The organism is Pilosibacter sp. NGB245, from assembly GCF_057397225.1.
In genome coordinates, this window is record NZ_CM171584.1 from 2,666,664 (window position 1) to 2,680,128 (window position 13,465).

Below are 13,465 nucleotides of genomic sequence, written 5' to 3' on the forward strand. Positions count from 1 at the left end.
ATTCCGGATTATTCTATACTTAGTGCAAGAGCATCTCTCCGCGAAGATGCGCAGTGATTCTGATAGAAGCATGTCAGCTTCGCTGACCAGAATCACGCGCCAAGTCCCACGGAGGTTCGGCTTGAAGCTCGCTTTACTGCTTGCTTCTTCCGTCCCAGACACCGTTTTTATCTACATAGTATCCGTCCGGCGTCCTTTGTTCGGCGTACATAATCCCTCTCTTTCCATCGGAAATCGGGTTAAAATAGTACCAGACTCCGTCGAGAAGCACCCAGCCGGTCTGCATGCCGTGTTCCAGATCCATATAGAACCAGCCGCCGTAATCCTCATCTCTTAACCAGCCTGTCTTAGCATAACCCGTTTCATCAAAGGCCCACCATTTTCCGTTGATCTGCTCCCAGCAATGCGAAACACCACCGGAATCACGCACGCTTCCCTTCGGGTAGGTATTATCTGCAAAGCGTAACCACCAGCCATGCTCATCCATCATCCAATGGCTCTTTCCGTCATTGACAAAGCTGTTTGTTTCTCCTGTGATAATTCCTGCCATACTGTCGATCGTTCCTTTGACTGAATCGTGGCTGACTACACCGCTGCCGGAGGTTTTATCCTTACCGGAGGACGGGTTGTTGCGACTCGGTCTTTCCGGCTCATCCGAATCATCTGAATCATCCGTTCTATTCGATTCGTTCGGCTTGCCTGTTTCTCCCGGCTTTTCCGTTTCACCCGGCTTTTCCGTTTCACCCGGCTTTTCCGTTTCGCCCGGTTTTTCCGTTTCGTCCGGCTTTTCCGTTTCGTCCGGCTTATCTTCCGTTGCTGTCACTTCTGCCGTACCGGTCATTGCTGCAATCTCATAACGAGCGGATGCCCATTCATTCGGTGTAAATATCACCTCGTAACTATGGGTGCCCGCCTGTGCCGTCTGGGCCGGATTCTTCCAGGCAAAGCTTCCGTATTCGGTGCTTCCTCCTGATAAGGCAGAGTCACTTAGAGGACTTCCCGCCTTCACCGACGCTGCCGTTGGCCAGGTGATCTGCGGTGCAGCCACCTTTCCGATCGTAAATGTAAATGCAGCCGAAGCAGGCGTGTTGTATTTGGCCGCCCACTCATCATAAGTGTCAAAATCAAACTCGGCTGTCATCCGGTGCGTTCCTACGGATGCGACTCCCGGCTTCGTCAGGTTGAGAACCGCAGTTCCGGCTTCCCCTACAGGGATCGTATCCGGATTCTGAATTCCATTATCATAGAAGCGGATCATACCCTGCGGCTTGTCATCATACGCTCCCTGAATACTTGCAATGATATCAAAATCATCCTCGTAGGTTCCGAGAATCCCTTCCGGCTGCTGCGCTCCGGTATTCCGGTTTACAGCGGTTAAGGTAAGGATGAGTGTCCCTTTTTCAATGGTTATCGTTCTCTTTACCGGTGTGCTTGTGCCAAGGTAATTCGTTCCCTCTGCCATGGTGATGCTTACATCGGCGGCACCGACACCTTTAATGGTCACCTGTCCCTGTGCGTCCACGGTGAGAACATTTTCATTGGAGCTTTCATACTTCAGAGCTCCATCTCCCACTTTATTCACACCTGTCAAGGAAAATCTGTCATCTCCATAGGTTTTTTCTCCAATCCATGCTTCCGGATCGATCGAAATTAAACCCTGTATCCGATGGATCGTTCCGGTCTGGGCTGGATATGTGATCAGGTAATTCTGCAGATTCACTGCACTCTCACCCGTCTCAACCCTTGCCTCTGAGGAATCAACGGTTATCGTCTTACCGGTTCCGGCATTGGCATCTGCAAAGCTTCCTTTCAGGCCACTGATGGTATAGCTCTGACCCAAAGCTCCTATTTTTACCGTCGCCTCTAATGCGATATCGGTATTTCCATCATAGTCTTTTTCAATAGGTGTCGAAAGAACTGCGGTCAACTCTTTCGGTGATATCTCCGGAACCACATCTCTTTCCAAACTATTTCCATACTGCCCTTCTGACGCTCCATCCGGGATAAATTCTACCTGATATGCAGTTGTTCCCTTTACCTCCGGATAAATGGATGAAGCGAGCGTTCCTTTCTGATCCTTACTGAAGCTCCATGTTCCAGAAACCGGTGATCTACTATAATTAACAACCTGAAATCCTTCTGCCAGTTGTACCGAAATCTGATCAAGTGTCTGTCCATAGGTTCCCGTCGTTTCAAAGGATACTTTACCGGCGGGACCGTCGATCAGTAATGCATCCGGTGTTGTCACCGACAAGCGTTCAGCCGGCTTCGATGCAAAACTGCTGTCTGTTGCTTTCACACGAAGGGTTATATAATAGGTGTTAGCCGGAGTCAGACCATTAAACCAATTACTAAACTGAGTCCCTGGCTGCCACTGAAGCTCACCATCCACGGATTTAGCAATTCCGTACTCACAACTGGAATCAGCCGTCCCTGCTACCTTGATATAGTAGCTGCCTTTCGTTACATTTGTTATCTGTATCGGATCCGGTTTTTTCGGTCTTACCGGAAGCTTTATCTCGGTTGCTTCGCCTGCTGCTTCGGAACCTGCGGCCGCCTTTCGCACATACAAAGTAATCTCGGTCGCACTCTCCGGCTGTTTATCCAGAATTTCTGTCAGAGAAACCTCGCCGCCTGCCGGGATCTTTGTCCAATCTATAACCTTCATGGATCTCGCATATTCGAGATCATACAGAGCCATATTTTTCAGGACTTCCCTTTGATAATCAATGGAGGTCTGTTCACGCTCCAATACATTCTCATCCTTACCTGCCTCAACCTTCCCGGTAAATTCCACACCGCCAAAGGAGGCTTTCACTGCCTCCGAAGCCGGAAGGTACATATAGAGCTTTCCGCTGGAATCTGTCCGGACATCCTTAAAGCCGTAGGAGCTTCCTTCAATACCCGCTTTTTCAACCAGTGTATTATTCTCATTGATACCGGTCAGATCCGCTGTGGTATAATAAACCGGGTTACCGTTCCCATCTTTTGGTGTATTCTTCTGCCATGTTCTTCCATCTGCAGCCTTTTCCCAGCCATAAATCATAGGGCGTTTTATATATGCACCCGCATTGATCAGATGGATCGTTCCACCCATAATCTTCACATCGGTTGATGCCTTTGTAGAACTCTCCGCCCCCTTTCCAATATGAGCAGCGTCCCTACTCTGTACGCCTTTATTATCTAAGCATATTGTACCACCGTCAATCAGCACCTTCGATGAACTGTCTCTACCACTTCCGATGCAAGCTCCAGAATAAGAATAGGCTGTAATCATTCCGCCATGAATCTCAATCTCAGCAATTATCGCTGGGCTTCCAGCGGCATATCCAGAACCGCTTCCAATTCCGGCACCCTTCCACGAGCTTGCATTCACCGTTCCGCCTTCTATCACGATTTTACCGGTTCTATCCTTCGTAGCACTTCCTGTTCCGATTCCGGCACCATCACTACTTTTTGCAGTTACAACTCCTCCGCTGATCCGTATTTCTTTTACATTTTTTTCTGACGAAGCACCGATAGCAGCTCCGTCAGAACCAGAAGCGGAAGTTGCAGTTACAGTTCCCCCCTTGATGTGAATAATTCCTGCATCCTGCTCTCCATTTCCTCCAATTGCTGCACCAGTCTTGTCTACCGTTGTATTATTGAGCACCTCTATGGAGCCCGGCTGTCCCGGCTCACTGTCAATCGTAAGCTTTGCATCCTTCGCCACACTGATGCCGGCAGGTGAAACAATGAACCTTGATGAAGATGCTGATTTATTAATCGAAATCTTGTTTTCCCCTTCCAGATAGGTAGTCACATGGGATTTTCCGTTTATCTGAATCGGTGCGATAGCCTCTGCCGGTGTAATCGTAAGGTTTTTTAATACGAGCTTTAATTCCTCGGAAGCTGGGGTATTCACAGAGAGATGATAATTCTTTACCAACTCAGATGAAGTGATCCGATAGCATTTATCATAGGACTGGTCTATTAGCTTATCTGTAACCACTTGGCCGGAACCATCTGTTTTAGAATATAAAATTGTCAGCTTACCATCTGCCTCGGAAAAAGATATATTTCCAAGGGAAAGATCCAGCTCTCCCTCCAGCGCCTCTGCCTCATTTAATATGGTAATATCCGTTCCGGCAGCCTCTGCCTTTACCGTTTCGCTGTCCAGAGTAAAGCTTCCGTCGGAGCTGCCTAAACCTGCAATACCTGTATTTATCACAAACCGGTAATTTCCGGCCGGAAGATATGCCAGGGCATATGCATGATTGCCTGCTTCTGCATCGATTGTCAGCTTCCCGTCAAAGGCAAACTGGCCTTTGTCCTGCTTTAATTCCACCGGAGCTTCTGAAGCAGCTCCAGCCAGCCGTCCGGCTGTCAGGGATACATTTTCTACCGCCTGCACCTTTGATGAATAGAAGTGGAACCGGACAGGGTACAGGGGTTCTCCGATGGTGAGGGAAAGATTCGTTTCCTCCTCTGACTTCATCGTGAGGGTTCCTGTTACTTTAAAGCTATTATTTTCTCCTTCCCCTCCTTCTTCCTGTACCAGAACCGATACCGGAACCTCTCCGGACAGGGGCGTATACCAGCTGACTTTACCGGTCTTTATCTGATAACCGGAAGCTTTTTTAGATGAATAGGTTACTACATCCGGTGCAGTACCGCCTTCACTTGCTTCTTCCCCCAACCGAGCCGTCAGTGTATAATTCTTATCATTCTTCAAACGGCCATCATGGATAGTCAGATCCATTGTCTTCTGGTAGGCAGTTTCTCCAAGCGTGACGGAGATGGTTTCATCCATTCCTTTATTTAGAACAACCTTTCCCTCCATCATCTTACCTCCCCCGCCACCGGAAGGCTTCAGCTCTACAACCATCTGCATATTTCCAGAATAGCCTATCCACTGGGTTATATCCGGTATCGTTCCCCTGAATTTGGAGACAGTCATCTGAGTGCTTGTTTTATAAACCGGATTTGCTTTTTCTGTATCATTCTCCCGATACAGGGATATGTCAGCCTGATAGGTTCCATCTGGTAGCTGGTTATCATAAGCGGTGATCCGGAATGTTTTCTTCCCGTAGGTACAGTCTCCCCGGGGCTTAATGTTGCTTCCAACCGGCAGCTCCAGCTTCACCGCCTCGGAAATAGTGACACTGCCGCCTTCCATGCTATTTCCATCAACAACCTTTAACACTCCATAACCAATATTTCCGCCCTTTACCGTAACAGATCCACTTAATATCCGGATATCGCCACAGGATAATTTTAAATCACTCACTCCATTCCATCCGGTGCCGATGGCAGCTCCCTGATATCCTGATGTTTTATTATTATAAGAAGATACGGTTATATTGGGAGCTTCGCCATTCTCTCCGCCGATTACGATCGTGTCTACACCTCCACCAGCTCCGCCTCCGATTCCGGCTCCTGTCTCCCTTCCTCCTTCTGCGGTTATCGTTCCACCCAGTATTTTAATGGTTCCGCCGATTCCATACAGACCGGTTCCGATTCCGGCTCCTCCATGATAATTATCCGCACGAACCCACCAATCTCCACCTACAGCTTCGATGGTTCCGCCCTTAATTATAATTTTTCCTGTTCCGTATTCCTCATTTTCACCTTCGTAACCTGTTGATCCGGCTCTTCCTCCGATACCAGCGGCACCATAGGCACCTCCCACTGCCCTCAGGCTTCCTTTACTCTGCTCTGTAATAACCAGCGTTGCATTTTTCTCAACCTCGATTCCGGCTCCCTCATCCAGTCCCAAAAGAGTATTTTTTCCTTCTAAGGTCAGATTCAGCTGGGCATTACCTTTCAGGTAAATACCAGCCAGATTCCATCCTCTGGCTCCATCAGATTTGATCGTTACATCTTTAATGGTCAGATCGACCGTAACATTATCAATTATGATACCGCCCTTGATGTCTGTATATGTAAGCTCTGGTCGATTGGTAGGACAATAGATGCCGGTAATGGTTTTTCCATTAAAATCATTTTGATTAGTGCTATTAATGAGCAGCGGCTGATTATTCAGGTTATGCTCCCCGCCTGCCAGAGTCATCAGCTGTATCTCCCCTACGAGAACACAGATTTCCGGCAGCTCTGCCTCCTCTCCCACCGGATATTCCTCCGGCAGAACCGGTGTGTAGACATAGGCACAGCCGTTGTAGTCCTGGTTTGCCTCATGATAGCCTGCCCAGGTCTTATCGGAGGTTTCGATAGGCTCTCCGTCCTCGTCAAATTCTTCAAAATAATCCTGTGGGGAGATCCCGCCGTGAAATTCCGGATAGTCGCTCTCATTGATATCCAGCTTCCATGTCACGCCGGAAATCCTGCTGATATCCTCATCTGCTTCCGTCTCCGAGTTTTCTTTTTCGGTGTCAGCTTCCGCATCTATCTGCTGCTCGCCTTCTGCTTTTTGAGCATCCTCTAAAGTTTCCTGCTTCATCCGAACCTCCAGAGTATCCGGAAGAACGATATCGCTTTCTTTGGCACCCAGAGAGAGCTTCTGCACTGCAATGGCCTCATCCAGCTCCAGAAACGCTTTTATCTCTGCTCCTCCCTCTGCCCCTGTTGCTGTGCCGTTTGGTGCTCCGTTTATTCCTGCCTCGATTCCTGTTATTGCTCCGTTTGCACCTGCTTCTGCTTTGTTTGCACCTGACTCTGCTCCGTTTGCACCTGCTTCTGCCCCTGCTTCGGCTTTGCCTGCATCTGCTCCTGCTTCTTCTTTTCTCGTACCAGACTCTGCTTCTGCTTTGTTTGTACCCGACTCGCCGCGGTTATCTCTTACTTCCGCATTCGACGGAGAAGCATCCGACGGAGAGGCTTTTAATGCAGATTCTTTTTCTGCTGTTTCCGCAGTATCATCTGCCTCCGTTTCAGCCCCGATCCGCTGCATCGAACCGGCCGCCAACGCCTGCGGCTGCCATTCACATGTGTTCCATATTAATATAGCTGACAATGCAGCTGCTAAAATTCGTTTCGATTTTTTTCTCATACCATTTTCCTCCCATTGAGACAAATTTGCTATTACTATCACCAAAAAGCGGTGGAAGTCTTCTCGACTGAGATAAACATCAAGTTCCCGCAATATTTACATTTTTCGCATAATCTTCTATACTAATAGTATATCAATTACGTGTTTTTCTGAAAACCACCTCGACGCAAATGGTCAAACCTCGACCTAATTGGTTCAGAAGCATCGTGGTGAAGGGAGTGCTGCAGTGATGATGCATATTGCTATTGTGGAAGATTGCGTTTTCGATCAGAAGCATCTGATCGATTTAATACAGAAGAATTTCGAGAAATATGGAGAAATGGCTGATTTTACCTGCTATGAGAGCGGCGAGTCCTTTTTAGAGGCTTTCCGCCCCGGTCTTTTCAACGCCGTATTTATGGATATTATGCTTGCAAAAAACGGCCTAAACGGGCTTGAAACAGCCGAAAAGCTTCGAGCTGTTGCCGCGCGGATACCTCTTATCTTTGTGAGCAATGAGCGGGACTATTCCCTTGAGGGATACCGGGTACATCCGCTTGACTATCTCTTAAAGCCGGTGGATGCGGACACACTGGCCTGGTGTCTCAATGAGATCCGCACTTTTCGGGCCGAACCGGCTTATATTGAGATTCAGGCTGTCCTTGGACAGGGGCAGTCATCCTGCCAGCGGATTCTTCTGGATGATTTTTTATACGCGGAAACGCAGAATCACCGCCTGATCATCCACACGTTAAAGGGGGACGTTGCCACGCGCCTCTCTTTTTCGGATCTAATGGCGCTGCTGCCAAAGGGCGGACGTTTTTATATGAGCGGCCGCAGTCTCCTCCTCAATTTTTCGCAGGTGATCTCTGTGGAGGAGGATGGCTCTGTCCGTTTAAAAAACGGCTCCTGCCTTTTCTGCAGCCGACGAAAGAAAAAAGAGACAAAAGAAGCATTTATGGCATACCTGTTTACCTGTATGCGGAAGGGAATGATAACCGATGAGTAATGCAGGCTTATTTCTACATACCACGTAACTATTCAGTACCTTCATAGTTACGTGCAAAAATCCATTCCAGATCAGCTTCGCTGATGGGATTTTTGCCTTCCAGCCTATGTTTTCTTACGGTCAGCGCAGCAAGTGCGCAGACCTACTGAACAGTTACCATACCACTATTAATTTTGATGAAGTTGCAAATGCTTTAGGTTATGGGCAAAGAACTTTAGACCATGCAACCTATGCAAAGGTAACGAACGCCTTTAAGAAAATGGTATTCCACTGCCTTCTCTGGATCTTTATATCCATAATCATCTGTTGTGGCACTGTACTGTTAAGCCATCACATCCAGAACCTGAAGACAAATGAATTGCTGACAGCTTATAATGCAACGACTTTTAAAGGAGGAGTGCGAACCAGTCCGACCACGGTAATGTATACAGAAGGCAGCTCCTATCAATATGATGTCGCCGGGCTTGGATTGAATCTTGATACAGATTTTCCGCATCAGCGAGCATTAACCTTATTATTAGATGACCAAAACCAGCTGAAAGGCGTGATTTCTAATGATGAATCCAACAAAATAACCGATATATTCGCATTTGGACTTGTTTTCGGAATGATCGAGATAGCGGTGAGCATGATCGTCTATGCATTTTTTGTTCGGAAGCATACGTCTTATGGCAAAAAATGGTATGCCTTTATGAAATGGTTCGAAACCAGAGATGACACCCTGCTTGATATCATACGGGAATAATGCCATGCAAGATTTCTTTTATCTTAATTTCCTGTTACATAAAAACAGTCCCGGCATACAGACACTTCTGTCCATATCGCCGGAACTGTTTTTATTTTTACATGATCTTATTGCGCCAAAGTTCTCTTACTCTCTTACCAACAGAGACTTACCAGTCATCTTTTTCGGCTGTTCCCTTATTGCCCGCGCCAGCTGTCCGTGCCGTCCCAGCTTCCGTCTTCCTTATGTTTTGGTATTTTTTGAAATAGGGCTACCGCAATCCCACTGGCTTTAGATGGTGGGTTAAGGTAGCCGGAAGCGGATGTTTGTGCTATACTTGCGTTATGGAAACGTGGAAATCAAAAAACAGACACAAATATTTGTTACAGTATCATATTCGTATGCAAGTATAGAAAGAAATTGCTGATGTCAAAACAAATATCAGATGATATAAAGCAGTTTTCTTATGAGATATGTCAAAAGCATAAAGTCATTATCAGATATATGGAGACAGATAAAGATCATATTCATTACATGATAGAAACAGAACCAACAATGTCTATCAGTAAAATAGTAAATCTGATGAAGAGTTATACAACCTATCATATTTGGAAAAGATATCCGGATTATCTACGAAAACATTTCTGGAAAGAACATACTTTTTGGACGGACGGATATTTTGTCTGCAGTGTAGGAAATGTATCAGAAGAGATGTTGAGAAAATATATAGAAAATCAAGGGTAGGAAGGTGGCGACAGTGGGTGTTAAAAGCATATAAATACAGGATATATCCTAATAGCGAACAAAGAATTCAGATTGCAAAAACATTTGGCTGTTGCCGTTTTGTTTACAATCAGACATTGGCATATCGGAAAGAAATATACGAGAAAGAGAAAAAGTCAGTTAGTAAAACGGATTGTAATAATTACTGTAACAGAGAATTAAAGAAAGACTATGAATGGTTAAAAGAAATAGATAAATTTGCTCTGACCAACGCAATCTATCACATGGACGCTGCATATCAAAAATTTTTTAAGGAACATGCAGGATATCCGAAATTCAAGAGCAAACACGATAACCATAAATCATACACAACAAACTTCACAAATGGAAATATAGCGGTAGATTTTGAGACAGGGAAGATAAAATTGCCAAAATTAAAAGCGGTAAAAGCAAGGTTACACAGGGAATATCGTGGGCAGATTAAGTCAGCGACCGTTTCGCAGGTTTCCAGTGGAAAATACTATGTGTCCATACTTGTAGAAACGGAGCATAAGGAACTGGCACATACAAATCATAACATAGGAATCGATTTAGGACTTAAAGATTTATGTATTACTTCCGATGGGAAGGTATATGAGAATCAAAAAATTATAAAAAAATACGAGAAACAGCTTGTAAAGCTGCAAAGGCAACTGTCACATAAAGGAAAGAGAAGTAAGAACTATTATAAAACAAAGAAAAAGATAGCATTATGCCATGAGAAAATAAGGAATATGAGAAAAGATTATCTGCATAAAGTTTCACATGAGATTATCAGCGAAAACCAAGTGATAGTTTCAGAGAATTTACAGATAAAAAACATGGTAAAAAATCATCATCTGGCAAAAGCCATAAGTGATGTATCATGGTATGAGCTGACAAGACAGTTAGAGTATAAGGCAAAATGGAATGGCAGGAAATACATCAAAATAGATACATTTTATGTCAGTAGTCAATTATGTTCTGTTTGCGGGTATCAGAATCCAGATACAAAAGATTTGTCAGTGAGGACATGGATATGTCCGAAATGCGGAGCAGAACATGACAGGGATATCAATGCCGCGAAAAATATACTGACAGAAGGATTAAGACAAATAGCATAAAGAAATATATAGGGCAGGGACTGCCCAAATTAACGCCTGTGGAGATAGTAGGTTACGAGGTCGATGAAGCAGGAAACCCATTGGCTTAAGACAATGGGTAGTTCACTAATAGAAACATTTTTACTGGCACTATAAAATTTATTCTCACTCCGCAACTTCTCACTATACAACATCAATCTTAACAGATAATCCGGCATATTCCGATGTGCAAGTTCCCATTCCTGCACTGTCCTGTATGGGATGCAAAAATACTCCGCAAATTCCCGGCGATTTAGTCCCATAATGCTTCTAAGTTCTTTTAATATTTCTTTGTTTTCCATTGATCCTCCGCCATAATATACTCATTGAGTATATTATGGCGGATATATTTTTATTTACAAGTAACTTCGTCTAAATATCTTGTATTATATGTACTCCACCTTACAGGTATCTCCCCGTCACACTTTCTTTCACATTTTTGATCTCCTCCGGCGTCCCACACGCAACAATCCGGCCACCCTGTTCTCCGCCGCCAGGGCCCATGTCGATGATATAGTCGGCATTTTTAATCACATCCAGGTCGTGTTCGATGACAAGGACGGTGGCTCCGTTTTCAATCAGCGTCTGGAATACACCGAGGAGCACCTGGACATCCGCCGGGTGAAGACCGATCGTCGGCTCATCGAAGACGAAGACCGTGTCCTCCTGGGCTTTTCCCATCTCGCTTGCAAGTTTCAGTCGCTGGGCCTCGCCGCCGGAGAGGCTCGGGGTCTCCTCGCCCAGAGTCAAGTAGCCAAGTCCTAAATCCCTTAATACCTGCAGTCTCTGGGAGACAATCTTCATATCCCTGCAATTCTCCAGCGCCGTATTGATATCCATATCCATAAGTTCCGGCAGGGAATGGGAAACTCCCCTTTTATCCGTGTGCTTTACAAGATCCGCCTCTTTCGAATATCTCGATCCGCGGCAGTCCGGGCACGGGATCTCCACGTCCGGCAGGAACTGGACATCCAGGCTGATCACGCCTGTTCCGTCACATCCAGGGCAGCGGAGTTTTCCCGTATTGTAGGAGAAATCCCCGGTCTTATACCCAAGACGTTTCGCGTCCGGTGTTCTCGCAAAGGTCTTTCGCAGCTCATCATGGACATTCGCATAGGTCGCCACCGTGGAGCGGACATTCGTGCCGATGGGTGCCGCGTCGATGAGCTTCACTTGACGGATCCCCTCCGCCTGGATCTCATGGACGTGTTCCGGACGTTTTTCGCCGTGAATCATGGCGGATAACGCCGGGATCAGACTCTCTAAGACGAAAGTCGTCTTTCCGGAACCGGAAACTCCTGTGACCACGGTCATCCGACCTTTCGGGATATCCGCAGACAAAGGTTTTACCGTGTGGATATTTCCGGTGGAGATATGGATTTTTCCATACTCAAACATATTCTCCCGATTCGCCCGGACTCTCGTGCAGGTATCCGCTTTTCCGGAGAGGAACGATCCCAATACCGACTTTCCCGATTCTTCGATCTCCCCGATGGTCCCCTCCGCAATGACGGTTCCGCCGCCAGCACCGGCTTCCGGTCCCATCTCGATCATCCAGTCAGACTTCTTTAAGATCTGGACGTCATGATCCACGAGAACTACGGAGTTTCCGTCTGCAATCAGGTCATGCATGACACTGGTGAGTCCCTCGATATTCGACGGGTGAAGACCGATAGACGGCTCGTCCAGCACATAGAGGACACCCGTCGTGCGGTTTCTCACGGCTCTCGCGAGCTGCATTCTCTGGCGTTCCCCAGTGGAGAGTGTAGATGCGGCGCGGTCCAGGGAGAGATAGCCCAACCCAAGGTCTAATAACCGCTTTGCCACCTCTATAAATGACGCGCAGATATTCTCCGCCATCGGGCGCATCTCCTTCGGAAGAGACCACGGCACACTGTGGACCCACTCCGTGAGGTCATTTAATGGCATCCGGCACATCTCATCCAGAGAGATTCCACGGAGCCTCGGTGCTCTTGCCGCCTCCGAGAGTCTGGAACCGCCGCAATCCGGGCAAATGTCCTGTTTTAAGAACTTTTCCACTCGCTTCATGCCCTTTTCGTCTTTTACCTTCGCCAGGGCATTCTCCACTGTGTAGACCGCATTATAATAAGTAAAATCAAGCTCACCCGCCTGATTGCTGTTCTTTGCATGGTAAAAGATGTGCTTTTTCTCCGCCGGCCCGTTGTATACAATGTTCTTTTCCTTCTCCGTGAGATCCTTAAATGGCACGTCCGTCCGCACCCCCATCTCCCGGCAGACGTCCGTCATCAGGGACCACATGAGGGAATTCCACGGAGCTACCGCGCCCTCATCGATGGTAAGGGATTCATCCGGCACCAGGGCCGCACGGTTAACAGTGCGTACGATTCCCGTTCCGTCGCATGTCCTGCAGGCGCCTTGGCTGTTGAAGGCCAGTTCCTCCGCCGACGGGGCGTAGAATTTTTCCCCGCACTTCGGACAGGAGAGTTCCTTTCCCGCCGCCACAAGAAGGGTTGGTTCGATATAATGTCCGTTCGGACATCGGTGGCTCGCCAGTCTCGACACCATGAGACGCAGGCTGTTTAAAAGCTCCGTTCCTGTTCCGAAGGTACTGCGGATCCCCGGGATCCCAGGCCTCTGGTGAAGCGCCAGCGCCGCCGGGACATAGAGTGCCTCATCCACCTGTGCCTTCGCCGCCTGGGTCATACGGCGTCTCGTGTAGGTGGAGAGCGCCTCTAAGTAGCGCCTGGAACCTTCCGCGTAGAGGACACCCAGAGCCAGGGATGATTTTCCCGAACCAGAGACTCCGCCGATGGCGACGATCTTGTTTAAAGGAACGTCCACATCAATATTTTTCAAGTTATGGACCCGTGCGCCGCGGATCTTGATTTTTTCGATCATAG

The 13,465-nt window shown here is 47.2% G+C and carries 5 protein-coding genes and 1 pseudogene; 4 read left to right on the forward strand and 2 right to left on the reverse strand.

Annotation, left to right across the window (positions count from 1 at the left end; genetic code table 11):
• Positions 1-133 precede the first annotated feature (133 nt).
• Positions 134-6,988 (reverse strand): YDG domain-containing protein, encoded by a 6,855-nt coding sequence (locus tag ACXMYH_RS11945; protein WP_486554960.1) that lies wholly within the window; start codon positions 6,986-6,988, stop codon positions 134-136.
• A 229-nt stretch (positions 6,989-7,217) separates the two neighbouring features.
• On the opposite strand from ACXMYH_RS11945, the gene ACXMYH_RS11950 reads away from it, so the two are divergent.
• The 4 genes and pseudogenes from ACXMYH_RS11950 to tnpB all read left to right on the forward strand — a co-directional run bounded on the left by ACXMYH_RS11950 (position 7,218) and on the right by tnpB (position 10,565).
• Positions 7,218-7,976 carry a LytR/AlgR family response regulator transcription factor gene (locus ACXMYH_RS11950; protein WP_486554961.1) on the forward strand — a complete coding sequence of 253 codons (759 nt, stop codon included), beginning with the start codon at positions 7,218-7,220 and terminating at the stop codon, positions 7,974-7,976.
• A 106-nt stretch (positions 7,977-8,082) separates the two neighbouring features.
• Positions 8,083-8,721, forward strand: a complete 639-nt coding sequence (locus ACXMYH_RS11955; RefSeq protein WP_486554962.1) for a hypothetical protein — start codon at positions 8,083-8,085, stop codon at positions 8,719-8,721.
• Between the two features lie 323 nt (positions 8,722-9,044).
• A pseudogene (gene tnpA, locus ACXMYH_RS11960) lies at positions 9,045-9,444 on the forward strand (IS200/IS605 family transposase).
• 17 nt (positions 9,445-9,461) lie between these two features.
• On the forward strand, positions 9,462-10,565 hold the full coding sequence (gene tnpB / locus ACXMYH_RS11965; RefSeq protein WP_486554963.1) for an IS200/IS605 family element RNA-guided endonuclease TnpB: 1,104 nt from the start codon (positions 9,462-9,464) through the stop codon (positions 10,563-10,565).
• Positions 10,566-10,985: 420 nt separating this feature from the next.
• Here tnpB and ACXMYH_RS11970 read toward each other — a convergent pair whose 3' ends face one another.
• Entirely contained in the window at positions 10,986-13,463 is a 2,478-nt protein-coding gene (locus ACXMYH_RS11970) for an excinuclease ABC subunit UvrA (protein ID WP_486554964.1), read from the reverse strand.
• Positions 13,464-13,465 lie beyond the last annotated feature (2 nt).